Raw genomic sequence first — 24622 nt, 5'->3', positions numbered from 1 at the left:
ACTGTCCTTTTTGCCTGAAGAGATCGCTGCCACCCCACACGCCCGAGGCATCCATGTATCACGACAATATAATTTATAAGAAAAAGTCCAATGATCCTCGATTCCTGCTGGGTGTAGCCGTGGTGCTGTTCCTGGGTTCATACGTGATGAACCTTGGCAACAGCGCCCTCAGCCACTTTCTGCAACCGCTGCTGGGGAGCGCACCGGACAGCCTCGGCGCGCGCAACATCGCCATCGGCCTGGGGATCGCCCTGCTGGGCACGCTGAATTTCCATGTCCTCGGTCGGCTGAAGTTCAAGGTGCAGACCACCGTGGTCTGGGTCGAGTTGCTGGTACTGTTCCTGGCGTTCTTCGACACCTTCAACCTCTCCTACAGTTTCATCCTCGACAAGGTCGGTTTCCTGATCATTCAGGGCGCGGCCACCACGCTCTATATCTCGGCCATCGCCATTGTGATTGCCTTTGTCCTGGCCCTGGTCGGCGCAGTCGCCAAGCTGTCCAACAACGGTCTGGCCAATGCCTTGGCCTCGTTCTATACCTCGTTCTTTCGTGGCGTGCCGCTGCTGATCCAGATCTACCTGATCTACCTGGGCCTGCCGCAACTGGGTTATGTGGTCGATGCGGTGCCCGCCGGCATCCTGGCCCTGGCCCTGTGCTACGGCGCCTATATGACGGAGATTTTCCGCGCCGGTATCCAGAGCATCCCGGTGGGCCAATGGGAGGCTTCGCGGGCACTGGGCATCAGCCCGTTCAAGACGCTGAGCCGGGTGATCATGCCCCAGGCCCTGCGCGTCATCATCCCGCCTACCGGCAACCAGTTCATCGCGATGCTCAAGGACAGCTCCCTGGTGTCGGTGATTGGCGTCTGGGAACTGATGTACCTGGCCAAGACCCAGGGTCGCGCGGACTTCCGCCACCTGGAAATGCTGATCACCGCCGCGATGATCTACTGGGCCCTGTCGTTCATCCTGGAACGGGTGCAGGCGCGGATTGAAAAACGGGTCAATCGATCCACTGCAAGGGGTTGATGCGTGATGACTCGAACCGATACCGCCCGGCATCTCGACCCGGCAACCACTGCCCAGGCCGGCGCACCGATGATTGCCATCAAAGGGCTGAACAAGTGGTATGGCAACTTCCATGCGTTGCGTGACGTCGACCTGAATGTCGCACCTGGCGAAATCCTGGTGGTCTGCGGCCCGTCGGGCTCGGGCAAGTCGACGATGATCCGCTGCATCAATCACCTGGAAAATTTCCAGAAAGGCCAGATCCAGGTCAACGGCATCGTCCTCACCAGCGAGGCCGAGAGCGTCAGCGCCGTGCGCCGCGAAATCGGCATGGTGTTCCAGAGCTTCAATCTTTTCCCGCACCTGAGCGTCATCGACAACCTGACCCTGGCCCCGCAACTGGTCCAGGGCGTGTCCAGCGCCGAAGCGAAAAAACGCGCCCGGGTCTACCTGGAGCGGGTGCGCATCGCCGAGCACGCCGACAAATACCCCTCGCAACTGTCCGGCGGCCAGCAGCAGCGCGTGGCGATTGCCCGGGCGTTGTGCATGAACCCGAAAGTCATGCTCTTCGACGAGCCCACCTCGGCCCTCGACCCGGAAATGGTCCACGAAGTGCTGGACGTCATGGGCGAGCTGGCCGGCGATGGCATGACCATGATCTGCGTGACCCACGAAATGGGCTTCGCCAGCAAGGTTGCCGACCGGGTGCTGTTCATGGACCAGGGCCAGGTGATCGAACAAGCCACGCCCGCCGATTTTTTCAACAACCCGCAGACCGAACGCGCGCAAAAATTCCTGTCGCAGATCATCGGTCACTGAGAACCGCTTTACCCCGCATAACAATAACGAAAAGTGGAGATGCACATGCTCAGTCAAAAACGCGCGATCACCCTGGCAGCCGCCCTGTCCCTGCTGTTCGTCGGCGCCGCCAACGCCGGGGCGGTCCTGGACAAGATCCAGAGCAGCAAGCAAATGACCGTCGCCACCTCGGCAACATGGCCGCCCCAAGGCTTTATCAACGACAAGAACGAAATCGACGGTTTCGACATCGACGTGTCCAAGGAAATCGCCAAGCGCCTGGGCGTCGCGGTCAAGTTCGTCACGCCGGATTGGGACGTCATCACCGCCGGCAAGTGGAACGGGCGCTGGGACATGTCCGTGGGGTCGATGACCGCCACCACCAGCCGTGCGCGCATCCTCGACTTCCCCGCCACGTACTACTACGTGCCCTATGTGTTCGCGGTCCACAACGACTCGACCTTGACCAACCGCCAGGCGCTCAACGGCAAGACCATCGGCGTCGAGGGCGGCACAACGTCCGAAGACTACCTGAACCAGCAACTGGCAATCGAAGCGACCGATATGCCGCCGGTCGACTATGACGTGAAGGCCGGAAAGATGAAGACCTACGCCGGCTCCCTTGGCCCGCTGGATGACCTGCGCCTGGGTAACGGCGTGCGCCTGGACGCAATCCTTACCCAGCGCAGCACCCTGGAAGCGGCCATCAAGAAGAACTACCCGTTGCGGGCCGTCGATGCGACGGCGGTGTTCTACGAACCGCTGGCCATCGCGACCGACAAGGGCGACCCGGAGCTGAAAGCCAAGCTTGCCGAAATCATTGGGCAGATGCACAAGGACGGCACGCTGACCCAGTTGTCGACCAAGTGGTATGGCGTCGATTATTCGGTCGTCAAATAACACCTCGTGTGGGAGCGGGTGTGCTCGCTCCCACTCAATGACTTCAAGGATCGATCATGTCCTTTCCCGCCACCTGGTACTCCCAAACCTCGCTGCCCCGTACAGCCAGGCCCGGACTCGGCAGCGCCGAAGCCTGCGACGTCTGCATCATCGGCGCCGGTATCGCCGGCCTCACGGCGGCGCTGGAACTGACGCAGCGCGGCAAACGCGTGATGCTGCTGGAAACCCATCAAGTCGGCTGGGGCGCGTCGGGGCGCAACGGTGGCGTGGTGTCGCCGGGCTGGGCCGAAGGCTCGGCGGCCATTCGTAAAAAAGTCGGGCTGGAGCAGGCCAAGGCACTGTTTCAAATGTCGGTGGAAGGCGTGGAGATCGTGCGCCATAACATGACTAGCCTGGCATTGACCGGCTGCGATCCGTCCGCCGGCACGATCCGGGTCAAGCGCTACGATGACAGCGCCGGTGTAAAAGCCCATATCGAAAACATGCGCCGGGATTTCGGTTACGAACTCAATTTTCTCGACGTCGCCCAAGTGCGTGAACGGGCCCACACCCGACGCTACTTCCAAGGCATCGAGGACCCCAACGCCCTGCACTTCCATCCCCTCAACTATTGCCTGGGACTGGCTTCGGTCATCGAGGCGGCTGGCGGGCGGATCTATGAGAATACCAAGATGCTCGCCTGGCACCGCGAGGGGGCCGACAAGGTCATCCGCACCGCCCACGGCTCTGTGCGCTGCCAGGACCTGGTGTTCTGCGCAGGTGGCTACGGTGGCCCGGAACTGCAAAAGCTCAGCCGCGCCTACTTGCCTATCGCGACCTATGTGGTCCTGACCGAGCCGCTGGGCGGATTGATCAAACAAGTCCTCGATTCCAGCGCCGCCTTTTCCGACGACCGTCGCGCCTCGGACTACTATCGCGTCGTCGACGGTGATCGCCTGCTCTGGGGCGGACGCATCACCACCCGCAACGAACAGAACGAAACGGCCCTGGCGACCATGCTCAAGGCCGACATGGTCTCGGTTTATCCGCAATTGGCATCGGCGAAGATCGAGTTGGCCTGGTCCGGATTGATGGGCTATTCCACCAACAAGATGCCCAACCTGGGCATGCTGGAACCGGGCGTGTGGGCCTGCACATCATTTGGTGGACACGGCCTGAACACCGGCTCCATCGGCGCCCGGATCATCGCCGAAGCCGTGTGCGGGGAGAGCGAACGCTACAAGGCCTTCAGCCCTTACTGGCTCGATTGGAACGGCGGGCCGTTCGGGCGCGTCGCGGCGAACGCCATCTATCAATCCTTGAAGGTGATGGATTTTGTTCAGGAGCGGTTGCACGGGTGACGGGCCTCGCTCGGTTAACCACCGCCCATGAAAAAACCGGCCGAAGCCGGTTTTTTTGTGCCTGACGGATCAGAACGAAACGTTTTGCAGGCCGTCCAGGTAACGCTCGGTGTCCAGGGCCGCCATGCAACCGGCGCCGGCCGAGGTAATGGCCTGGCGATAGACGTGGTCGGCCACATCGCCGGCGGCGAAGATGCCTTCGACGCTGGTGGCGGTGGCGTTGCCGTCGCGGCCGCCCTTGACCACCAGGTAGCCATCCTTGAGTTCCAACTGGCCTTCGAACAACGAGGTATTCGGGGTGTGGCCGATGGCGATGAACACGCCGTCGACTTTGATCTCGGCAAAGCTGCCATCGTTGTTCTTCAGGCGAGCACCGGTCACGCCCATGTTGTCACCCAGCACTTCGTCCAGGGTGGCGTTGAGCTTGAGGATGATCTTGCCTTCGGCGACGCGCGCGTTCAGCTTGTCGATCAGGATCTTCTCGGCGCGGAAGGTTTCGCGACGGTGGATCAGGGTCACGGTGCTGGCGATGTTGGCCAGGTACAGGGCTTCCTCGACCGCGGTGTTGCCGCCACCGACCACGGCCACGGGTTTGTTGCGGTAGAAGAAACCGTCGCAGGTAGCGCAGGCGGAAACGCCTTTACCCATGAACGTTTCTTCCGATGGCAGGCCCAGGTAGCGAGCGCTGGCGCCGGTGGCGATGATCAGGGCGTCGCAGGTGTAGGTCGCGCTGTCACCGGTCAGTGTGTACGGCTTGGCGGCGAAATCGACGGCATTGATGTGATCGAAAACGATCTCTGTCTCGAAGCGCTCGGCGTGCTCTTTCATGCGCTCCATCAAGGCTGGGCCGGTCAAGCCGTGAACATCGCCCGGCCAGTTGTCGACTTCGGTGGTGGTGGTCAATTGACCGCCGGCCTGCATGCCGGTGATGAGCAACGGCTTGAGGTTGGCACGGGCCGCATAGACCGCGGCGCTGTAACCGGCAGGGCCGGAACCGAGAATAATCACTCGCGAATGACGGACTTCAGACATGACCTGCTCCTGTTGACCGGACCTGTGAGGTCCGGAACGCCGGCTGAGCGGCGGGAATAAAAAAGGACTGTTGATGCACTTGGGGAAGGCTTTGGTTCGACAGTCCTGAAAAAGAATGGGTGCAGCGTATCGAGGGAGCGAAGATTAAGGAAATACGGTTTAACAATCCAGCTCATAGGTGAGCTCTATCCGCTGGCGCTTATTCAATAGGTACGATCCTTCACTAAACCTTGTTACACGTGATGTCGTAGCTTTCCCGCGCCGGGCAAAGCCGGTAAGGTCGGCGCGTCCATCATTCCCTCGGAGCCACCTATGCCCGCCCCCGTCTTGTCCGGTCCGCAATATTTGCGAGAAGGTCTCAAGCTGGTCCTGAGCCCCGGCTTGCGCCTGTTTGTATTGCTGCCGCTGACGATCAACCTGGTGCTGTTCGTCGGGCTGATCTACCTGGCCGGCCACCAGTTCAGCCTGTGGGTCGACACGCTGATGCCGTCGCTGCCGGAGTGGCTGAGCTTCCTGAGCTACATTCTCTGGCCATTGTTCGTCGTACTGGTGGGGCTGATGGTGTTTTTCACCTTCACCATGCTCGCCAATATCATCGCGGCGCCCTTCAACGGATTTCTCGCCGAGAAAGTCGAAGTGGTAGTGCGCGGCACTGATGATTTTCCCGCGTTCAGCTGGGGCGAACTGATCGCCATGGTTCCCCGCACCCTGGCCCGGGAAGCGCGCAAGCTCGGCTATTTCGTGCCGCGAGCCCTGGGGCTGTTCGTGCTGTCGTTCATCCCGGTGCTCAATATCGTTGCCGCGCCGCTGTGGCTGTTGTTTGGCATCTGGATGATGGCGATCCAGTACATCGACTACCCGGCGGACAACCACAAGCTGGGCTGGAACGAAATGCTCGCCTGGCTACGGGAGAAACGCTGGCAGAGCCTGGGCTTTGGCGGCAGCGTGTACCTGGTGCTGCTGATCCCGGTGGTCAACGTCCTGATGATGCCGGCGGCGGTCGCCGGGGCGACGTTGTTCTGGGTGCGCGAGCAAGGTGCCGAGACGGCGTTGGCCCGGCAGGGTTGAGCCTGTCACAAATCCGTCATCATGGCGTCACAACGACGAAATGGCCTCGGTCGACACTGGGGCCATGACCACACTCTTGCATGTCACCCTCGTCACTGAAACCTTTGCGCCGGAAATCAATGGCGTCGCCAATACCCTGGGGCGCCTTTACGACGGCTTGCGAGCCCGTGGGCACCGCGTGGAGCTGATCCGCCCCCGCCAGGCCGGAGATCAAGGCCACGCCAGCGACGATCAACTGCTGCTGTGCCGAGGCTGGCCTTTGCCGGGATATCCGGGTTTGCAGTGGGGGCAGGCTTCGATGCACAAGCTGCTCAGGCGCTGGAAACGTCATCGCCCAGACGTCTTGTATATTGCCACCGAAGGCCCCTTGGGCTTGTCGGCGTTGCGGGCAGCGCGGCGCCTGGGTATCTCGGTGGTCAGCGGCTTCCACACCAACTTCCAGCAATACACCCAGCAATATGGCCTCGGCTTGTTGAGTCGGCTGTTGACCCATTACCTGCGCTGGTTTCACAACCGCTCGAGCCTGACCCTGGTGCCCAGTGTCAGCCAGCGCCTGGAGCTGGAACGTCGGCATTTTGAGCGCGTGGCCTTGTTGTCCCGCGGCGTGGACAGCCAACTGTTTCATCCGGCCAAACGCTCGGCCGCCCTGCGCGAAGCCTGGGGCCTGGACGAAGGTGATATCGCAGTGATCCATGTCGGACGCCTGGCGCCGGAGAAAAACCTGGGGCTGCTCAAGCGCAGTTTCGACACCCTGTGTAACGCTTTTGCGACACAGCGAATCAAACTGGTGATCATTGGTGACGGTCCGCAGCGGCCTGCCCTCGAACAGCAATTGCCCGGGGCGATCTTCTGTGGAGCCCAGCGTGGCGAAGCGTTGGCCGCCCATTACGCGTCTGGGGATGTATTCGTTTTTCCGAGCCTGACCGAAACCTTCGGTAACGTCGTGCTGGAAGCGCTGGCATCCGGGCTGGGCGTGGTGGCCTACGATCAGGCCGCGGCGGCGCAACACATCCGTCACGGTTACAACGGGGTGCTGGCGATGCCGGGGGATGAAGATGCATTCTGCGACGCGGCCCGCTGGCTGCTGGAAGAACGCGAGGCCTTGCGTTGCGTGAGGCTCAATGCGCGCCAGCATGCCAGTCGCCAGGGTTGGGCCTCGATCATCGAGCAGTTCGAGACGCTGCTGCGCGGCGTGTGTGTCGGCGAGCAGGGCCTGCCCGCTGCGCCGACGGTGCGCTAAGAATCGATGAGGTCGGTTCAGACGCTATTCAAACCAGCGTCATCAATGCCTCGCGGCTGAACGGCAGGATCTCTTGCTCGCGCCCTTCCCGGACTTTTTGCGCCCAGTCCGGATCCACCAGCAATGCGCGTCCCACTGCCACGAGGTCGAACTCTTCATTGTTCAAACGCTCCAGCAGGTTTTCCAGGCTGGCCGGCTGGGCAATTTTATCGGTGTTGACCATGAACTGGAGGAACTCGCCATCCAGGCCGACGCTGCCGACGGTGATGGTCGGTTTGCCGGTGAGCTTGCGGGTCCAGCCAGCCAGGTTCAGCTCCGAGCCTTCGAACTCCGGTTCCCAGAACCGGCGTGTCGAACAGTGGAAAATATCCACGCCTGCGTCAGCCAATGGCTTGAGGAATTCTCCCAGCGCATCGGGCGTCAGTACCAGACGCGCTGCGTAATCCTGCTGCTTCCATTGGGAGAAGCGGAAAATGATCGGGAAGCCCTCGCCCACCACGGCGCGCACCGCACGAATCAGCTCGATCGCAAAGCGGGAACGGTTGGCCAGGCTGCCGCCGTAGCCGTCGGTGCGCTGGTTACTGCCTTCCCAGAAGAACTGGTCCACCAGGTAGCCATGGGCACCGTGGATTTCCACGCCGTCCATGCCGATGCTCTGGGCGTCTTTTGCCGCTTGGGCAAAGGCGGCGATGACTTCATCGATGTCCGCCTGGGTCATGCCGTGGACCACGACTTGGCCGTCCTTGAGTTTTTCAGTTGGACCATAGCCCGGCACGGCGCCATCCGGCTCGGTACCGAGGCGGCGTACGTTTCCCACATGCCACAGCTGGGGGACGATCTTGCCGCCTTCGGCGTGCACCGCATCGACTACTTTTTTCCAGCCGGCCAGCGCGGCATCGCCGTAGAAGTGCGGTACGTTCGGATAGCCGTTGGACGCCTTGTGGCCGACCGTGGTGCCCTCGGTGATGATCAGGCCGACCCCGGCCGCCGCACGGCGACGGTAGTATTCGATAACCTTGGAGTTCGGCACGCCGCCCGGTGAAAACGAACGGGTCATCGGCGCCATCACCACCCGGGTCGGCAATTCGAGCGCGCCGAGATGGAAGGGTTTGAACAGGGCTTTTGCTGGCATGAGGCACTCCACGGAACGAGGTCACAGGTCGGATATGACGACGATAATATGGAGCAAGCCGTGAGCTGGGTAGCACTATTGATTTGAATGATTAAGGATCAGAAGGAAACGGGCTGACACAGCCTTTATGGCGAGGGAGCTTGCTCCCCTCGCCATAAAGGCTACGTGCTAGGACAGCGCTTTTTCGATCGCCTGGATCACCGCCGGATCATCCGGCGCGGTGCGCGGGGAAAACCGCGCCAGCACGCGGCCGTCCTTGCCGAGCAGGAACTTTTCGAAGTTCCAGGTGATGTCCCCGGGGAACTCCGCGCCTTCGCCCGCCAGCAGGCGATAAAGCTGGTGACGGTCGTGGCCGTTCACTTCCAGCTTGCTGGACAATGGAAACGTCACGCCATAGTTGAGGCTGCAGAAGTCCTGGATTTCCTGTTCGGTCCCAGGCTCTTGCCCGGCGAACTGGTTGCAGGGTAGACCCAGCACGCTGAAGCCCTTGTCCTTGTATTGCTGATAGAGATTTTCCAACGCCGCGTATTGAGGCGTCAGGCCACATTTGGAGGCAACATTGACCACCAGCACGACTTGCCCTTTGAAGGGCGCCAGAGGAAGCTCCTGACCATCCAGCGCTGTCAGTTTAAGGTCGTGGAAAGCACTCATGACGAACTCCAGGTTTGCGGATCTTTTCGAAACAGCCATGGCGATGCTAACAGCAAGCGACTAAAAAGGCGCCATAGGGCGCCTCTCCAGTCAATCTGAGCGTAGCGCAGAAATCAGTGGTGATGGCCGCCTTCGCCATGGACGTGGCCATGGGCGATTTCTTCCTGGCTGGCGTCACGGATGTCGACGATCTTGACTTGGAAGTTCAAGCGCTGGCCGGCCAATGGGTGGTTGCCGTCAACGGTGACGTCGTCGCCTTCCAGGTCGCGGATGGTCACGATCTGCATCTGGCCGTCCGGCGCCGATGCGTGGAACTGCATGCCCACTTCCAGCTCATCCACGCCTTCGAACATGCTGCGGCTGAGGGTGCTGACCAGTTCGGCGGAATATTCGCCATAGGCGTCTTCCGGCTCGACGGAGACGTTCAATTCGTCACCGGTGGTTTTGCCTTCCAGGGCTTTTTCCAAGCCCTGGATGATGTTGCCTGCGCCATGCAGGTAGACCAGCGGAGCGCCGCCGGCAGAGCTGTCGATGACCTCACCAGCGTCGTTGGTCAGGGTATAGTCGATGGAGACAGCCTTATTGGCGGCGATCAGCATGGGGCGAGACCTTTTGCATAAGAATGAAGAACGGACAAGTCTAAACAAGGATTTGCCCGAAAGCGAACGGAACCCGGACAAACGGGCTAGCTCGAACAGACCAACGGTCACAGGTTTTCATCAGGATGAGGACGGGCACTGGGTGGCCGAGCTGTCCTGTGGCCACACGCAGCACCTGCGCCATCAGCCACCCTGGCAATCCCGGGCCTGGGTGCTGGACCCTGCGCAACGTATTGAAAAAATAGGCCAGCCCTTTGATTGCGGCTGGTGCGCCCAAGGCCCGGTTAGCGATAACCTTGACGACTGAATTGATGGTAGACGGCCAGTCATAGGCCGCGCCTTGCTAGGGAAACCGCATGCAAACTTTTTTTATCGCGCCCACCGATTTTGGTGTGGGTCTGACCTCCATCAGCCTCGGGCTGGTGCGTACCCTCGAACGGGCCGGGCTGAAAGTCGGCTTTTTCAAACCCATCGCCCAGCCTCACCCCGGCGATACCGGGCCGGAACGCTCCACCGAACTGGTGGCCCGTACCCACGGCCTCAAGCCGCCACAACCCTTGGGCCTGGCCCATGTGGAGCGCATGCTAGGCGACGGCCAGCTCGATGAACTGCTGGAGGAAATCATCACCCTCTACCAGCAAGCCGCCATCGGCAAGGACGTGCTGGTCGTCGAAGGCATGGTCCCGACCCGCAGCGCCAGCTACGCCGCCCGGGTCAACCTACACTTGGCCAAGAGCCTGGACGCCGAGGTCATCCTCGTGTCAGCCCCGGAAAACGAAGTGCTGACCGAGCTGTCCGGCCGCGTCGAGTTGCAGGCACAATTGTTCGGCGGGCCGAAAGACCCGAAGGTGCTTGGCGTAATCCTTAACAAGGTCCGCACTGACGAAAGCATGGAAGCGTTCTCCGCGCGCCTCAAGGAGCACTCGCCCTTGCTGCGCAGCGGCGACTTCCGTCTGCTCGGTTGCATCCCGTTTCGCCCCGAACTCAACGCCCCGCGCACCCGCGACGTGGCCGACCTGATGGGCGCACAGGTGCTCAACGCCGGTGATTACGAGAGCCGGCGCATGAGCAACATCATTATCTGCGCTCGCACCATGCGCAACACCGTGGAACTGCTCAAGCCAGGCGTCCTGGTCGTCACGCCTGGCGACCGCGACGACATCATCCTCGCCGTGAGCCTCGCGGCGATCAACGGCGTGCCGCTGGCCGGCCTGTTGCTGACCAGCGACACCTTGCCCGACCCACGCATCATGGACCTGTGCCGCGGCGCCTTGCAGGCAGGCTTGCCGGTGCTGTCGGTGAGCACCGGCTCCTATGACACCGCCAACCTGCTCAACGGCCTGAACAAGGAAATCCCCATCGATGACCGCGAACGTGCGGAGATCATCACCGATTTCGTCGCCAGCCACCTGGACGCCAAATGGTTGCACCAGCGCTGCGGCACGCCGCGGGAAATGCGCCTGTCGCCGGCGGTGTTCCGCTATCAGTTGATCCAGCGCGCCCAGGCCGCCAACAAACGCATCGTCCTGCCCGAAGGCAGCGAACCGCTGACCGTCCAGGCCGCCGCCATTTGCCAGGCCCGGGGCATCGCCCGTTGCGTGCTGCTGGCCAAGCCGGCCGACGTCGAGGCGGTGGCCCGCGCCCAAGGCATCGAACTGCCGCCAGGGCTGGAGATTCTCGATCCGGACTCGATCCGCGAGCGCTACGTCGAGCCGATGGTGCGGTTGCGCAAGAGCAAGAGTCTGAACGCGCCGATGGCCGAGCAGCAACTGGAAGACACCGTGGTCATCGGCACCATGATGCTGGCCCTGGATGAAGTGGACGGATTGGTCTCCGGGGTCATCCACTCCACCGCCAACACCATCCGCCCAGCCTTGCAACTGATCAAGACCGCGCCAGGCTGCTCCCTGGTGTCCTCGGTGTTTTTCATGCTGTTTCCCGAAGAAGTGCTGGTCTACGGCGACTGCGTGATGAACCCGCACCCCAGCGCTGCGGAGCTGGCGGAAATCGCCCTGCAAAGCGCCGACTCGGCCGCCGCGTTCGGCATCACGCCACGGGTGGCGATGCTCAGCTATTCCAGCGGCGAGTCGGCCAGTGGCGAAGAAGTGGAAAAAGTCCGCGAAGCCACCCTGCTGGCCCACGAAGCCCAGCACGGCCTGCTGATCGACGGTCCGCTGCAATACGACGCCGCCGCCAACGAAACCGTGGCCCGGCAACTGGCGCCCAACAGCCAGGTGGCCGGCCGGGCGACGGTGTTCATTTTCCCGGACCTCAACACCGGCAACACCACCCACAAGGCTGTGCAGCGCAGCGCCGATTGCGTCAGCCTCGGGCCGATGCTGCAAGGCTTGCGCAAACCGGTGAATGACTTGCCCCGCGGCGCCCAGGTCGACGACATCGTGTACACCATCGCCCTGACCGCGATCCAAGCCGCCAACCGACCTTTGGACATTTAAATGCTGGACTTCCTGCCTGCCCCTATGCGCGGCGTCATTGCCTCGCTGCTGTTGGCCCTGAACACCATCGCCTGCTGCACACCGTTGTTCATCGTGGCGATTTTCAAGCTGTTGCTGCCCTTCCCCCCCGCCCAGCGCGTCACCGACTGGCTGATGAGCCACATCCATGAAGCCTGGATCAGCAACAACAAGGCCTGGATGAATCTGCTGCGGCGTACCCGATGGCACCTCAGCGGCCTGGAGGGCCTGGACTACCAGCACTCGTACCTGATCACCAGCAACCACCAGAGCTGGGTCGACATCATGGTGTTGCAGTACGTGCTGAACCGCCGCATCCGGCCGTTGAAGTTCTTCCTCAAGCAGGAATTGATCTGGGTGCCGGTGATCGGCCTGGCCTGGTGGGCCCTGGGTTTTCCGTTCATGAAGCGGTACTCCAAGGCTTACCTGGAAAAACACCCGGAAAAGAAAGGCAAGGACCTGCAAACCACCCGCAAGACCTGTGCGAAGTTTCGCGACAATCCGGTGGGCATTTTCAACTTCGTCGAAGGCACGCGTTTTACCGAAGGCAAGCATGCCCAGCAGCAGTCACCGTTTCGCTACCTGCTCAAGCCCAAGGCCGGTGGCATCGCGTTTGTACTCGATGCGATGGGTGAACAGTTGGAGTCGATCATCAACGTGACCATCCATTACCCGGGCGGTCGTCCGGGGTATTGGGATTTGCTCTGCGGCAACGTGGGCGAGGTGGTGGTGCATTTCCAAGCGTTGAAGATCCCGCCGCAGTTCATCGGCAAGAACTACGACCAGGACGGTGAATATCGCCTGGAGTTCCAGGGCTGGATCAATCAGTTGTGGCAGGACAAGGATGCGTTGCTTGTGCAGATGCATCGCGAATTTCCCGGCCAGCACTGATTTTCCCTTGTGGGAGCCGGCTTTGTGGGAGCAAAGCTTGCTCGCGATCCAGGCGCTGCGGTCCTCAAGAGACCGCGGCGTTTTCATCGCGGGCAAGCCTTGCTCCCACACAGTTGCTCCCACAGTTGATCGAGTTGTCCCATAGAGGAATGAAAAAGCCCGCCGATGATCACTCATCGGCGGGCTTTTTCTTGTCGCTTGCAGCTGCCTCCCTTAGATCGCCCCACGCTTGCGCAGCAGATCCAACACTTGCTTGACGCTCTCTTCCAATGTCAGCGCCTGGGTGTCGATCACCAGGTCGGCATCCAGCGGCACGTCATACGGGAAGGACTCGCCCGGGATGTTGTCGCCGGCGGCGGCGTACAGCCCTTGCGGATCACGCTGGGCACACACCGTTGGCGAGGCCTGGACGTAGACCGTCAGCAGACGCTCACGGCCGATCAGGTCCCTGGCCTGCTCACGCCCTTCGGCACTCGGCGCAACGAACGCAGCCAAGGTCAGCAAGCCCGCTTCGTTGAACTGACGAGCGACATGCGCCGCACGGCGCCAGTTCTCGGTTCGCCCGGCACGGTCCTGCGGCAAGCCCTTGTTCAGGTCATGGCGCAGGTTCTGGCCATCGAGGACAAAGACCGCACGGCCCGAGTCGAACAACTTGCGCTCGACCGCATAGGCCAGCGTGCTCTTGCCAGCGCCCGACAAGCCACTAAACAAGACCGTGGCCGGCTGCTGGCCGAAGCGCTGGGTGCGTTCTTCCACCGACACATGGGCCAGTTTGCCGTGGTGCGTGCTGCTGCCGTGGGTCAGCGGCTGGGCGACGATCATGCCGGCGCCGACCGTGCCGTTGGTCAGGCGATCGATGACGATGAACGCGCCAGTGGTGCGGTTGCTCTCGTAACCGTCCAGGGCGATCGGCGCATCCAGGGCGATCTTCACCTTGCCGATTTCGTTGAGTTGCAACGCGCTGGCCGGACCTTCTTCCAAGGTGTTCACATCGACCTTGTTGACGATGCTCGCAATCGAACCCGGCACGTAGCTGGTGGCACGCTTGATGTCGTATTTCTTGCCCGGCAGCATCGGCTCTTCGGCCATCCACACCAGCATCGCTTCGAAGCTGTCGGTGACCGGCGGCACGTTGTCGGCATGCACCAGCAGGTCGCCACGGGAGATGTCGATCTCGTCTTCCATGGTCAGCGTCACCGCCTGGCCTGGACCGGCGTGTTCCAGCTCGCCTTCGAAGGTGACGATGGATTTCACGCGGCTGCTCTTGCCCGAAGGCAGTACCACCACTTCGTCGCCCTTGTGCACGATGCCGCTGGCGAGGGTGCCGGCGAAACCGCGGAAGTTGAGGTTCGGACGGTTGACGTACTGCACCGGGAAACGCAGGTCGGTGAAGTTACGGTCGCCCGCCACTTCCACGGTCTCGAGGATCTCCATCAGCGATTGGCCGGTGTACCACGGCGAGCGCTCGGACTTGTTCACCACGTTGTCGCCCTTGAGGGCGGACATCGGCACGAAGTGCATGCTGGTGGGCTTGAGCTTCAAGCCTTCGGCGAACTTCAGGTAGTCGGCCTTGATCGACTCGAACACACCCTGGTCGAAGTCCTTGAGGTCCATCTTGTTGATGGCCACGACGATGTGCTTGATGCCCAGCAACGAGGCGATGAAGCTGTGGCGACGGGTCTGGGTCTGCACGCCGTAGCGAGCGTCCACCAGGATGATCGCCAGGTCACAGGTGGAAGCACCGGTGGCCATGTTGCGGGTGTACTGCTCATGGCCGGGGGTATCGGCGATGATGAATTTGCGCTTGGCGGTGGAGAAATAGCGGTAGGCGACATCGATGGTGATGCCTTGCTCACGCTCGGCCTGCAGCCCATCGACCAGCAACGCCAGGTCGATATCGTCACCGGTGGTGCCGACTTTCTTCGAATCGCGGGTGATGGCTTCCAGGTGATCTTCGTAGATCATCTTGGAGTCGTGCAGCAGGCGCCCGATCAAGGTGCTCTTGCCGTCGTCGACGTTACCGCAGGTCAAAAAGCGCAGCAGCTCTTTACGCTCGTGCTGGCCCAGGTAGGCGAGGATGTCCTCGCTGATCAAATCAGATTGATGCGACATGACAGCCCCTTAGAAATAACCTTGACGTTTTTTATCTTCCATCGAGCCTGCGCCATCGTGATCGATGACCCGGCCCTGGCGCTCGGAAGTTCGCGTCAGGAGCATTTCCTGGATGATGTCCGTCAGGCTTTCGGCCTCGGACTCCACCGCGCCCGTCAACGGGTAGCAGCCAAGGGTACGGAAACGCACTTTCTTCTTGACGATACGGGCTTTGTCTTCGTCGGACAGGTGCTCGAGGATGCGCTCGTCGTCGATCATGATCAGCGTGCCGTTCTTCTCGATCACTTCACGCTCGGCAGCGAAATACAGCGGCACGATCGGGATGCCTTCGAGGTAGATGTACTGCCAGATGTCCAGTTCGGTCCAGTTCGACAGCGGGAAGACGCGGATCGACTCGCCCTTGTTGACCTTGCCGTTGTAGACGTTCCACAGTTCCGGGCGCTGGTTCTTCGGGTCCCAGCGGTGCTTGCTGTCACGGAACGAGTACACGCGCTCCTTGGCGCGGGATTTCTCTTCATCGCGACGGGCACCGCCGAACGCAGCATCGAAACCATATTTGTCCAAGGCCTGCTTGAGGCCTTCGGTCTTCATGATGTCGGTGTGCTTGGCACTGCCGTGGGTGAACGGGTTGATGCCCTGCGCCACGCCGTCCGGGTTCACATGAGTGATCAGGTCCAGGCCCAGTTCCTCGACCATGCGGTCGCGGAACTTGTACATTTCCTGGAATTTCCAGCGGGTGTCGACGTGCATCACCGGAAACGGCAGCTTGCCGGGGAAGAACGCCTTGCGTGCCAGGTGCAGCATCACGGCGGAGTCTTTACCGATGGAGTACAGCATCACCGGGTTATCGAACTCGGCGGCCACCTCGCGGATGATGTGGATGCTTTCCGCCTCCAGCTGTTTCAGATGCGTCAGTTTGTCGACCATGGCTACTCACGAAAACTTTCTTATGAACGGCCACCGGGCCGTGTTCGAGCGGGGAATCCTAGCACAGCGACCTCTTCTAATCAGGGCGCCGGCTAGATCGAAACAGCATATGGATATGCCTGCGGGTTCGGGCGCCGAAGGCGTCTCAAATGGGGTTCGGGCAGTCGATAAAGATGTGTTCCAGTGCAAAACGTCGCGCCAGATAGTCGCCCAATGCCTGGACGCCGTAGCGTTCGGTCGCATGGTGACCGGCGGCGATGAAGCTGATGCCGTTTTCCCGGGCGCTGTGAAAAGTCTGCTCGGACGCCTCGCCACTGAGGTACAGATCAACTCCGGCCAGCACTGCCTGATCGATATAGCCCTGCCCCCCGCCAGTGCACCAGCCGACGCGACGGATCATTTGCTCGCTTTCGACCAACAACGGCTCGCGGCCCATGACCTCTTGGACCTTGCGGGCGAAATCCCGCGGCGTCATCGGCTCGGACAAGGAGCCGACCAAGCCGACGGTTTTCGGATTATCCGGATCCAGCGGCCCTTCGACGGTGATATCCAACTGCCGGGCCAGTTGCACGTTATTGCCGACCTCGGGGTGCAAATCGAGTGGCAAGTGATAGGCCAGCAGGCTGATATCGTGCTTGAGCAACGTCTTGAGGCGACGCTGCTTCATGCCGGTAATACACGGATTTTCGCCCTTCCAGAAATAACCATGATGCACCAGCACCAAGTCGGCATCGGCCTCCACGGCGGCGTCGAGCAAGGCCTGGCTGGCGCTCACGCCGCTGACGATGCGCATCACCTGGGGCGCGCCTTCGACTTGCAATCCATTGGGGCAGTAATCGGCAATTCGGCTGCTTGCCAGGTAACGGTCCGCTTCTTCAACCAGGGTGTTCAGGGCGACGGCCATCAAAAAGACTCCTAAATATCCCGTTCAGAGGCGCGCGCGGCCTCGTATAATGCGCGACATTATGGGCGGTCTCATCCCGCCTGCAACCATCGTAGGACGTGCTTAATGCTCAAGGCGCTGCGTTTTTCCGGCTGGCCGCTATTGGCCGGCGTGCTTGTCGCTCTATTGATTATCCAGCGCTACCCGGAATGGGTCGGGCTGCCAAGCCTGGACGTCAACCTGCAACAGGCGCCGCAAACCAAGGCGCCGCAGCAGGGGCCGGTGTCCTATGCCGACGCAGTCACCCTGGCCGCGCCGGCGGTGGTCAACCTCTACACCACCAAGGTCATCAACAAACCCAACCACCCGCTCTTCGAAGATCCGCAATTCCGGCGTTTTTTCGGCGACAACTCGCCCAAGCAGAAACGCATGGAGTCGAGCCTGGGTTCGGGTGTGATCATGAGTCCGGAAGGCTATATCCTGACCAACAACCATGTCACCAGCGGTGCCGACCAGATCGTCGTGGCGCTCAAGGATGGCCGTGAGACCCTGGCGCGGGTGATCGGCAGCGATCCGGAAACCGACCTCGCCGTGCTCAAGATCGATCTGAAAAACCTGCCGGCGATCACCATCGGCCGTTCCGACAGTATCCGCATCGGCGACGTGACCCTGGCGATCGGTAACCCGTTCGGCGTCGGCCAGACAGTGACCATGGGCATCATCAGCGCCACCGGCCGTAACCAGTTGGGCCTGAACAACTACGAAGACTTCATCCAGACCGACGCCGCGATCAACCCCGGCAACTCCGGCGGCGCACTGGTGGATGCCAACGGCAACCTCACCGGGATCAACACCGCGATTTTCTCCAAGTCCGGCGGCAGCCAGGGCATCGGCTTCGCCATTCCGGTGAAACTGGCGATGGAGGTGATGAAGTCGATCATCGAACACGGCCAGGTGATTCGTGGCTGGCTGGGTATCGAAGTGCAACCGCTGACCCAGGAACTGGCGGAGTCTTTCGGCTTGTCCGGGCGCCCCGGGATCGTAGTGGCAGGGATCTTCCGCGACGGCCCGGCGCAGAAGGCCGGCTTGCAGCTGGGCGATGTGATCCTGAGCATCGATGGCGAACCGGCGGGCGATGGCCGCCGCTCGATGAACCAAGTGGCGCGGATCAAGCCCACCGACAAGGTGACTGTCCAGGTGATGCGCAACGGCAAGGAGCTCAAGCTCACGGCTGAAATCGGCCTGCGTCCACCGCCGGCACCGGTGGCGCTCAAGGAAGAACAGTAAGCGCCCTCCCTCCCTTGACCTGAATCCCCTGTGGCGAGGGGATTTAGCGAAACGTCGCACCGCCCGTTGGGATTGCAAATCAGGAATAGCATAAATTCTCATTAGTAGTGTTATATTGTTTCAATACTAAAATTGGAACAACATAACATGTCATCTTTAAAACGGATTTCCCTCGCCAGCCTGGCCCTGGGCCTGCTGGGCGATCCGGTCTTCGCCGAAGAAACCCAGCCCCTGGAGCTGGACGCCATCAACGTCACGTCCAATTACCAATCCCCCACTGGCCCCGTCTCGGGCTACCGCGCCACCCGTTCCGCCAGCGCGACCAAAACCGACACGGCACTGCGCGACGTCCCGCAATCCATCAGCGTGATCCCCGCCAGCGTTCTCAAGGATCTGGGCAGCACCAGCGTCGAGCGAGCGCTGGAATATGCCGGCGGCGTATCGAAACAGAACAGCTTCGGCGGGCTGACGCTGTACGAATACAGCGTGCGCGGCTTCACCACGTCAGAATTCTACAAGGATGGCTTCAGCGCCAACCGCGGCTTTCCCAGCACGCCGGACGCCGCCAATATCGAGCGCATCGAGGTGCTCAAGGGGCCTGCGGCCAGCCTCTATGGGCGAGGCGATCCCGGTGGCACGGTGAACATTGTCACCAAGAAACCCCAGCCCGAAGCCTTCACCACGTTGCAGACCAGCGCCGGCAGTTGGGATCGCTACCGCACCGCGTTGGACGTCAACACGCCACTGGACGCTGAAGGCAACCTCCTGTCGCGGGTCAACCTGGCGGTGGAGGACAACCACAGCTTCCGCGATCACGTCGACAGCAAGCGCGTCTTCGTGGCGCCCTCGATCAGTTGGCAACTGAGCCCCGACACCCGACTGCTGGTGGAAAGCGAAATCGTGCGCCACAGCTCGACTTTCGACCGTGGCATCGTCGCGCCAAACAATCGCTGGAGCGGCGTCTCCCGTTCGACCTTCCTGGGCGAACCCAACGACGGCGACATCGATAACCACAACAACATGCTTCAGGCCGCCCTTGAGCATCAGCTCAACGATGACTGGCAACTGCGCCTCGCCAGCCACTACAAGCAGGGCGAACTCTGGGGATTCGCCTCCGAAGCGCGCCCGCTGAACGCCGACGGCCACACCGTGAACCGCCGCTACCGCGAGCGCGACAACAACTGGCACGACAGCATTACCCAGCTGGAACTGCGTGGCCGATTCGACCTCGGGCCTTGGCAGCATGAGCTGCTGATCGGCACGGAATACGAGGACTACCGCAAGAACGAGCGTGTGACCACCGTCGCTGGCGCTTACCCCATCGACATCTACAACCCGATCTACGGCCAGCCAAAACCCAACGGCGTGCGCTCCGGCACGGACTTCTTCGAGCATGTCAAAAGCCGGGCCCTGAACCTTCAGGACCAGATCATCTTCACCGACAAGCTGCGTGGCCTGCTTGGTGTGCGCTATGAGCATTTCGAGCAGAGCGTCGACAACCACGTCAACGACGTGACCAGCCGCCAGCGCCACGACGCCCTGACCCAGCGCGCCGGGTTGCTGTATCAACTGACGCCTGAAGTCGGGCTGTTCGCCAACGCCTCTACCTCGTTCAAGCCCAACAACGGCCTGGACGCCAACGACAAGACCTTCGACCCCGAGGAAGGTGTCGGCTATGAAATCGGGGTCAAGAGCGAGCTGTTCGATGACCGGTTGAGCACCACACTGGCGGCGTTCCACATAGAAAAGGAAAACGTCCTGACTCAGGTTGCCGGAACCGATTTCAGCCGCGCCGTGGGCGAGGCCCGCAGCCAGGGCATCGATTTGCAGATCACCGGCCAGGTGACCGACGCGGTGCGCATCATCGGCGCCTTCGCCTACATCGATGCCGAAGTGACCCAAGGTGACGAGGAAATTCCCACCGGCAGCCGGATCCTCGGTGTCGCCAAGCGCAGCGGCAGCCTGCTGGGCGTCTACGAATTCCAGGACGGGCATCTGCGCGGTTCGGACCTCGGTGCAGCGTTCACTTATGTCGGTGATCGCTCGGGCGAAGCCGGCAAGGATTTCGAACTGCCGGCCTACCACACCGTGGACCTGCTGGCCCATTACAAGGCCAGCGACAACGTCACCGTCGGCCTGAACCTGAACAACGTGTTCGACGAAAAGTACTACGAACGCTCCTACAGCAATTACTGGGTCACACCCGGCGACCCGCGCAACTTCACTGTCAGCCTCACCCTCGATCTGTAAAAGGAAGTCAGCATGAAATACCCCAAGACCTTCGCCCTGCTCGGCCTGTTTCTCGCCACCCAGGCCTCGGCCCATGGCCTGTGGACCGAACAACGCCGCGGCAACATTGAAGTGATCTACGGCCACGGCGCCGAAGACAATGCCTTCAAGGCGAAGAAAATCAGCGGCGCCTGGGCCTACGACCTGGGCGGCAAGATGATCCCCGTCACGGTGGAGCGTCTGCCGGACCACGCGCGCCTGCAACCGCTCAAGCCACCGGCCGTGCTGGCCGTCGCCCTGGACAACGGGATGTGGTCGCAGACGGCTGACAAAAAGTGGATCAACGAAGGCCGCAGCAAAGTGCCCGGCGCGATTGAGTCGACGCAGACGTTCAAATACAGCCTGGCGATCTATGAGCCGGGGGCGAAACTGCCGAAGCTGGATCCGATCAAGTTCGTGATCGTGCCGGAAGTCGACCCGCTGACCGTCGGTCCCGGCCAGTCACTGCCGGTGCGGGTGCTGCTCGATGGCAAACCGGCGGCTGGGGTGAAACTGGTGGGGGACTATCGCAGCGCGCCGAATACCGTGAGCACTGAGACCGATGCGCAAGGTCGGGCCAAAGTGCTGGTGCGCAATGAAGGTTTGAACGTGATCGCCGCGAGCATGGAAATCCCGCTCAAGGACAATAAGGACGTGGCGACGCGCGGCGTGTTCACCTCGCTGACATTCCTTGGCGAACCGCACCACGAATAGGACACCAAGAGCTGTGGGAGCAGATACGCTCCCACAGCGACCGCAGGTATTTAGAGTTCGCCCAAGGCTTCGATCAGGGCCTGGTTCTGCTCCGGCGTACCGATGCTGATCCGCAGGAACTGCGCAATGCGCTCTTGCTTGAAGTGCCGAACAATCACGCCTTGCTCGCGCAATTTCGCCGCCAGCCCCGCCGCGTCGTGCCGGGGATGACGGGCGAAGATGAAGTTCGCCGACGACGGTAGCACTTCAAAACCCTTGGCTGCCAATTGCGCCACCACCCATTCACGGTGCTCGATGACCAACCGACAGGTCTGGTCAAAGTACTCCCGGTCGTCGAACGCTGCCGCGCCGCCGACATTTGCCAGGCGATCCAGGGGATAGGAGTTGAAGCTGTTCTTGATTCGCTCCAGCGCTTCGATCAGCTCCGGATGGCCCACCGCCAGCCCCACCCGCAGCCCCGCCAGCGAACGAGACTTGGAAAGCGTCTGGGTGACCAGCAGGTTCGGATAACGATCCACCAGGCTGATGGCCGTCTCGCCGCCAAAGTCGATGTAGGCCTCGTCGACCACCACCACCGAATCCGGGTTGGCCTTGAGGATCTGCTCGATCGCTTCCAGCGCCAACAGGCAGCCGGTCGGCGCGTTGGGGTTGGGGAAAATGATCCCGCCATTGGGTTTGGTGTAGTCCGCCGGGTCGATCTGGAATTGTTCGTCCAGCGGCACCGCCTCGAACTTGATGCCGTAGAGCCCGCAATACACCGGATAAAAACTGTAGCTGATGTCCGGGAACAGTAGCGGCCGCTCGTGTTGCAGCAGGCCGTGGAAAATGTGCGCCAACACCTCGTCCGAGCCGTTGCCCAGGAATACCTGGTTGGCCTGCACGCCGTAATAGCGGGCCACGGCATTCTTCAAGAGATCGCTGTTAGGGTCAGGGTACAGGCGCAGGTTGTCGTTCAACTCGGTCTGCATCGCCGCCAGGGCCTTGGGCGATGGGCCGTACGGATTCTCGTTGGTATTGAGCTTGACCAGGCGGGTCAACTTCGGCTGTTCGCCCGGCACGTAGGGCACCAGGTTCTTGACGAACGGGCTCCAGAATTTACTCATTTCAGTTCCCCCGCCCTTCAGTGGATGGCTCGTCAAGAATGCGGTACTCGGCGCTACGGGCATGGGCGCTCAGGGATTCGCCGCGGGCCAGCACGGAAGCGGTCTTGCCCAGCTCGGACGCGCCCTGCTCCGAGCAAAAAATGATCGACGAGCGCTTCTGGAAGTCGTAAACCCCCAGCGGCGACGAAAAGCGTGCGGTGCCGGAGGTCGGCAGCACGTGGTTGGGGCCGGCGCAATAATCGCCCAGCGCCTCGGACGTGTGACGGCCCATGAAGATCGCACCGGCATGGCGAATCTTCGGCAGCCAGGCCTGCGGGTCGGCGACCGACAACTCCAGGTGTTCCGGCGCAATGCGGTTGGCGACCTCGATGGCCTGCTCCATGTCCTCGACCTTGATCAGCGCTCCACGCCCATTGATCGAGGTGTTGATGATCTCGGCGCGATCCATGGTCGGCAGCAGCTTGTCGATGCTGGCAGCGACCTTGTCGAGGAACTCGGCGTCCGGGCTGACCAGGATCGCCTGGGCATCTTCGTCATGCTCCGCCTGGGAAAACAGGTCCATGGCAATCCAGTCCGGATCGGTCTGGCCGTCGCACACCACGAGGATTTCCGAAGGGCCGGCGATCATGTCTATACCCACTTGGCCAAACACGTGGCGCTTGGCGGTGGCGACATAGATATTGCCCGGCCCGACCACTTTGTCGACCCTCGGCACGCTTTCGGTGCCATAGGCCAACGCAGCCACGGCTTGGGCACCACCGATGGTGAACACCCGGTCGACGCCGGCAATGCAGGCGGCGGCCAACACCAGTTCGTTGATTTCACCGCGCGGGGTCGGTACAACCATGACCACCTCGGTCACTCCGGCAACCTTGGCCGGGATGGCGTTCATCAATACCGAGGACGGATAGGAAGCCTTGCCGCCCGGGACGTAAAGCCCCGCACGGTCCAGCGGCGTGACCTTCTGGCCCAGCACCGTGCCGTCGGCTTCGGTGTAGCTCCAGGAGTCCTGTTTCTGCCTTTCGTGGTAGCTGCGCACCCGGGACGCGGCTTTTTCCAAGGCCTCGCGCTGAGGCACGGTGATCCGAGTCAGTGCCAGCTCCAGACGCTCGCGCGGCAGGATCAGGTCGGCCATCGAGGCGACTTGCAAGCCGTCGAACTTCTGCGTGAATTCCACCAACGCGGCATCGCCACGCTGGCGAACGGCCTTGATGATGCCCAGCACCCGCTCATTGACCGAGTCGTCAGACACACTCTCCCAGCTCAGCAGATGATCCAGATGATGAGCGAAATCCGGGTCGGCAGCGTTGAGTCGGCGAATCGAAGTGGGAGCGGTCATAGCGAGGGCCTCATTAATGGCAAATGCTCAGGCGCCCTAAGCTACCAGTCCATTCGCGTGGGCACCTGAGAAAATTGGCTATGACGCGGATAGACGGGCGCGACGCTAAGGTCGCGCAGGTGAATCAGCCGCGGTGTCGCGATTCCACTGCCTTGCGCAGGGTATCGATCAAAGCCTGGATACGGGCGTGCTGCATTTTCATCGAAGCCTTGTTGACGATCAGCCGGGAGGTGACGTCCGCGATGAAATCCTGGGGCTCCAGGCCATTGGCCCGCAAGGTATTGCCGGTGTCGACGACGTCGATGATCTTGTCCGCCAGGCCGATCAGCGGCGCCAGCTCCATCGAACCGTACAACTTGATGATGTCGACCTGACGGCCCTGCTCGGCGTAATAACGCTTGGCAATGTTGACGAACTTGGTCGCCACCCGCAGGCGCCCCTTGGGCTCAGGTGCGCCGACTTTACCGGCGGTCATCAGCTTGCAGCGAGCGATCTGCAGGTCCAGCGGCTCGTACAAGCCCTGGCCACCGTATTCCATCAACACGTCCTTACCGGCCACCCCAAGATCAGCGGCGCCATGTTCAACGTAGGTTGGCACATCGGTGGCGCGCACGATCAGCAAGCGCACATCGGCCTGGGTCGTGGGGATGATCAGCTTGCGGCTCTTGTCCGGATTCTCGGTCGGCACGATGCCCGCTTCAGCCAGAAGCGGCAGGGTGTCGTCGAGGATACGGCCCTTGGACAGTGCGATGGTCAACATGGGAAGCGTCAGTCCTTATCAAGGTACTCATGCCCGGTCGCAAGCGGCGCCGGACACACATCGAGGGTGCAAACACCCTCGACTGAAACGAAATCAA

The 24622-nt window shown here is 61.5% G+C and carries 22 protein-coding genes; 12 read left to right on the top strand and 10 right to left on the bottom strand.

Features of this window, described 5'->3' with window-relative positions; all coding sequences use genetic code 11:
• The first annotated feature begins 53 nt into the window (after window positions 1-53).
• The 4 genes from HU742_RS04150 (at window position 54) to HU742_RS04135 (ending at window position 4045) form a co-directional block, all read left to right on the top strand.
• Window positions 54-1028 carry an amino acid ABC transporter permease gene (locus HU742_RS04150; protein ID WP_186638103.1) on the top strand — a complete coding sequence of 325 codons (975 nt, stop codon included), beginning with the start codon at window positions 54-56 and terminating at the stop codon, window positions 1026-1028.
• A 69-nt stretch (window positions 1029-1097) separates the two neighbouring features.
• Window positions 1098-1826 carry an amino acid ABC transporter ATP-binding protein gene (locus tag HU742_RS04145; RefSeq protein WP_186638415.1) on the top strand — a complete coding sequence of 243 codons (729 nt, stop codon included), beginning with the start codon at window positions 1098-1100 and terminating at the stop codon, window positions 1824-1826.
• A gap of 45 nt (window positions 1827-1871) precedes the next feature.
• A complete protein-coding gene (locus HU742_RS04140) occupies window positions 1872-2705 on the top strand; it encodes a transporter substrate-binding domain-containing protein (RefSeq protein WP_186638101.1) in 834 nt (277 codons plus the stop codon).
• Window positions 2706-2761: 56 nt separating this feature from the next.
• Window positions 2762-4045: an NAD(P)/FAD-dependent oxidoreductase gene (locus HU742_RS04135; RefSeq protein WP_186643866.1), complete on the top strand. Its 1284-nt coding sequence runs from the start codon at window positions 2762-2764 to the stop codon at window positions 4043-4045.
• Window positions 4046-4114: 69 nt separating this feature from the next.
• Here the strand turns inward: HU742_RS04135 and trxB are convergent, their stop codons facing one another.
• A complete protein-coding gene (trxB, locus tag HU742_RS04130; protein WP_186643868.1) occupies window positions 4115-5077 on the bottom strand; it encodes a thioredoxin-disulfide reductase in 963 nt (320 codons plus the stop codon).
• A 312-nt stretch (window positions 5078-5389) separates the two neighbouring features.
• Here trxB and cysZ point away from each other — a divergent pair, with 312 nt between their 5' ends.
• Together cysZ and HU742_RS04120 are read left to right on the top strand one after the other, a co-directional pair.
• A complete protein-coding gene (gene cysZ / locus HU742_RS04125) occupies window positions 5390-6145 on the top strand; it encodes a sulfate transporter CysZ (RefSeq protein WP_186615765.1) in 756 nt (251 codons plus the stop codon).
• 40 nt (window positions 6146-6185) lie between these two features.
• Window positions 6186-7385, top strand: coding sequence for a glycosyltransferase family 4 protein (locus HU742_RS04120; RefSeq protein WP_186643870.1), 1200 nt, complete (start codon window positions 6186-6188; stop codon window positions 7383-7385).
• Window positions 7386-7413: 28 nt separating this feature from the next.
• On the opposite strand, the gene HU742_RS04115 is transcribed toward HU742_RS04120, so the two are convergent.
• From HU742_RS04115 to HU742_RS04105, 3 genes are all read right to left on the bottom strand, one after another.
• Window positions 7414-8517 carry an NADH:flavin oxidoreductase gene (locus HU742_RS04115; RefSeq protein WP_186643872.1) on the bottom strand — a complete coding sequence of 368 codons (1104 nt, stop codon included), beginning with the start codon at window positions 8515-8517 and terminating at the stop codon, window positions 7414-7416.
• Between the two features lie 168 nt (window positions 8518-8685).
• A complete protein-coding gene (locus tag HU742_RS04110) occupies window positions 8686-9168 on the bottom strand; it encodes a glutathione peroxidase (RefSeq protein ID WP_186638095.1) in 483 nt (160 codons plus the stop codon).
• Window positions 9169-9281: 113 nt separating this feature from the next.
• Window positions 9282-9767: an FKBP-type peptidyl-prolyl cis-trans isomerase gene (locus HU742_RS04105; RefSeq protein WP_186613456.1), complete on the bottom strand. Its 486-nt coding sequence runs from the start codon at window positions 9765-9767 to the stop codon at window positions 9282-9284.
• Between HU742_RS04105 and HU742_RS04100 the strand changes: the two genes are divergently transcribed.
• From HU742_RS04100 to yihG, 3 genes are read left to right on the top strand one after another with little or no spacing between them, the layout of a single operon-like run.
• Window positions 9736-10074, top strand: coding sequence for a DUF3565 domain-containing protein (locus HU742_RS04100; protein ID WP_186638091.1), 339 nt, complete (start codon window positions 9736-9738; stop codon window positions 10072-10074). The two genes, HU742_RS04105 and HU742_RS04100, sit on opposite strands and share 32 nt — an antisense overlap.
• Window positions 10075-10123: 49 nt before the next feature.
• Complete coding sequence (gene pta / locus HU742_RS04095; RefSeq protein ID WP_186643873.1) at window positions 10124-12223, top strand: phosphate acetyltransferase; 2100 nt, start codon at window positions 10124-10126, stop codon at window positions 12221-12223.
• Window positions 12224-13132 (top strand): 1-acylglycerol-3-phosphate O-acyltransferase, YihG family, encoded by a 909-nt coding sequence (yihG, locus tag HU742_RS04090; protein ID WP_186643874.1) that lies wholly within the window; start codon window positions 12224-12226, stop codon window positions 13130-13132.
• 213 nt (window positions 13133-13345) lie between these two features.
• Here the strand turns inward: yihG and cysN are convergent, their stop codons facing one another.
• The 3 genes from cysN to HU742_RS04075 all read right to left on the bottom strand — a co-directional run bounded on the left by cysN (window position 13346) and on the right by HU742_RS04075 (window position 17075).
• Window positions 13346-15244 carry a sulfate adenylyltransferase subunit CysN gene (gene cysN / locus HU742_RS04085; protein WP_186643875.1) on the bottom strand — a complete coding sequence of 633 codons (1899 nt, stop codon included), beginning with the start codon at window positions 15242-15244 and terminating at the stop codon, window positions 13346-13348.
• A gap of 9 nt (window positions 15245-15253) precedes the next feature.
• The gene (gene cysD, locus HU742_RS04080) at window positions 15254-16171 is read right to left on the bottom strand and encodes a sulfate adenylyltransferase subunit CysD (protein WP_003178041.1); all 918 of its coding nucleotides are present in this window, start codon (window positions 16169-16171) and stop codon (window positions 15254-15256) included.
• A gap of 145 nt (window positions 16172-16316) precedes the next feature.
• Window positions 16317-17075, bottom strand: a complete 759-nt coding sequence (locus HU742_RS04075) for a Nif3-like dinuclear metal center hexameric protein (protein ID WP_186643879.1) — start codon at window positions 17073-17075, stop codon at window positions 16317-16319.
• Between the two features lie 105 nt (window positions 17076-17180).
• Between HU742_RS04075 and algW the strand changes: the two genes are divergently transcribed.
• The 3 genes from algW to HU742_RS04060 all read left to right on the top strand — a co-directional run bounded on the left by algW (window position 17181) and on the right by HU742_RS04060 (window position 21323).
• On the top strand, window positions 17181-18341 hold the full coding sequence (gene algW, locus HU742_RS04070) for a Do family serine endopeptidase AlgW (protein ID WP_186638075.1): 1161 nt from the start codon (window positions 17181-17183) through the stop codon (window positions 18339-18341).
• Window positions 18342-18488: 147 nt separating this feature from the next.
• Entirely contained in the window at window positions 18489-20591 is a 2103-nt protein-coding gene (locus tag HU742_RS04065; protein ID WP_186643881.1) for a TonB-dependent siderophore receptor, read from the top strand.
• Between the two features lie 12 nt (window positions 20592-20603).
• Window positions 20604-21323: a DUF4198 domain-containing protein gene (locus HU742_RS04060; protein ID WP_186638065.1), complete on the top strand. Its 720-nt coding sequence runs from the start codon at window positions 20604-20606 to the stop codon at window positions 21321-21323.
• Between the two features lie 50 nt (window positions 21324-21373).
• Here HU742_RS04060 and hisC read toward each other — a convergent pair whose 3' ends face one another.
• The 3 genes from hisC to hisG form a co-directional block, all read right to left on the bottom strand.
• The gene (gene hisC / locus HU742_RS04055; protein ID WP_186643883.1) at window positions 21374-22426 is read right to left on the bottom strand and encodes a histidinol-phosphate transaminase; all 1053 of its coding nucleotides are present in this window, start codon (window positions 22424-22426) and stop codon (window positions 21374-21376) included.
• A 1-nt stretch (window position 22427) separates the two neighbouring features.
• Window positions 22428-23765: a histidinol dehydrogenase gene (gene hisD, locus HU742_RS04050; RefSeq protein WP_186643885.1), complete on the bottom strand. Its 1338-nt coding sequence runs from the start codon at window positions 23763-23765 to the stop codon at window positions 22428-22430.
• A gap of 124 nt (window positions 23766-23889) precedes the next feature.
• On the bottom strand, window positions 23890-24525 hold the full coding sequence (gene hisG, locus HU742_RS04045) for an ATP phosphoribosyltransferase (protein WP_053178222.1): 636 nt from the start codon (window positions 24523-24525) through the stop codon (window positions 23890-23892).
• Between the last annotated feature and the right edge of the window lie 97 nt (window positions 24526-24622).

Source organism: Pseudomonas marvdashtae (genome assembly GCF_014268655.2).
Classification (GTDB): domain Bacteria; phylum Pseudomonadota; class Gammaproteobacteria; order Pseudomonadales; family Pseudomonadaceae; genus Aquipseudomonas; species Aquipseudomonas marvdashtae.
This window is presented reverse-complemented; position numbering and strand designations above follow the sequence as displayed.

Bases quoted from the DNA above. Each gene is read 5' to 3' on its own strand.
- yihG (WP_186643874.1), top strand. From the start codon at position 12,224: ATGCTGGACTTCCTGCCTGCCCCTATGCGCGGCGTCATTGCCTCGCTG.
- hisG (WP_053178222.1), bottom strand. From the start codon at position 24,525: ATGTTGACCATCGCACTGTCCAAGGGCCGTATCCTCGACGACACCCTG.
- HU742_RS04150 (WP_186638103.1), top strand. From the start codon at position 54: ATGTATCACGACAATATAATTTATAAGAAAAAGTCCAATGATCCTCGA.
- cysD (WP_003178041.1), bottom strand. From the start codon at position 16,171: ATGGTCGACAAACTGACGCATCTGAAACAGCTGGAGGCGGAAAGCATC.
- pta (WP_186643873.1), top strand. From the start codon at position 10,124: ATGCAAACTTTTTTTATCGCGCCCACCGATTTTGGTGTGGGTCTGACC.
- cysZ (WP_186615765.1), top strand. From the start codon at position 5,390: ATGCCCGCCCCCGTCTTGTCCGGTCCGCAATATTTGCGAGAAGGTCTC.
- HU742_RS04115 (WP_186643872.1), bottom strand. From the start codon at position 8,517: ATGCCAGCAAAAGCCCTGTTCAAACCCTTCCATCTCGGCGCGCTCGAA.
- HU742_RS04075 (WP_186643879.1), bottom strand. From the start codon at position 17,075: ATGGCCGTCGCCCTGAACACCCTGGTTGAAGAAGCGGACCGTTACCTG.
- HU742_RS04065 (WP_186643881.1), top strand. From the start codon at position 18,489: ATGTCATCTTTAAAACGGATTTCCCTCGCCAGCCTGGCCCTGGGCCTG.
- HU742_RS04100 (WP_186638091.1), top strand. From the start codon at position 9,736: ATGGAGACAGCCTTATTGGCGGCGATCAGCATGGGGCGAGACCTTTTG.
- HU742_RS04105 (WP_186613456.1), bottom strand. From the start codon at position 9,767: ATGCTGATCGCCGCCAATAAGGCTGTCTCCATCGACTATACCCTGACC.
- HU742_RS04140 (WP_186638101.1), top strand. From the start codon at position 1,872: ATGCTCAGTCAAAAACGCGCGATCACCCTGGCAGCCGCCCTGTCCCTG.
- algW (WP_186638075.1), top strand. From the start codon at position 17,181: ATGCTCAAGGCGCTGCGTTTTTCCGGCTGGCCGCTATTGGCCGGCGTG.
- HU742_RS04110 (WP_186638095.1), bottom strand. From the start codon at position 9,168: ATGAGTGCTTTCCACGACCTTAAACTGACAGCGCTGGATGGTCAGGAG.
- hisC (WP_186643883.1), bottom strand. From the start codon at position 22,426: ATGAGTAAATTCTGGAGCCCGTTCGTCAAGAACCTGGTGCCCTACGTG.
- trxB (WP_186643868.1), bottom strand. From the start codon at position 5,077: ATGTCTGAAGTCCGTCATTCGCGAGTGATTATTCTCGGTTCCGGCCCT.
- hisD (WP_186643885.1), bottom strand. From the start codon at position 23,765: ATGACCGCTCCCACTTCGATTCGCCGACTCAACGCTGCCGACCCGGAT.
- HU742_RS04120 (WP_186643870.1), top strand. From the start codon at position 6,186: ATGGCCTCGGTCGACACTGGGGCCATGACCACACTCTTGCATGTCACC.
- HU742_RS04145 (WP_186638415.1), top strand. From the start codon at position 1,098: ATGATTGCCATCAAAGGGCTGAACAAGTGGTATGGCAACTTCCATGCG.
- cysN (WP_186643875.1), bottom strand. From the start codon at position 15,244: ATGTCGCATCAATCTGATTTGATCAGCGAGGACATCCTCGCCTACCTG.
- HU742_RS04135 (WP_186643866.1), top strand. From the start codon at position 2,762: ATGTCCTTTCCCGCCACCTGGTACTCCCAAACCTCGCTGCCCCGTACA.
- HU742_RS04060 (WP_186638065.1), top strand. From the start codon at position 20,604: ATGAAATACCCCAAGACCTTCGCCCTGCTCGGCCTGTTTCTCGCCACC.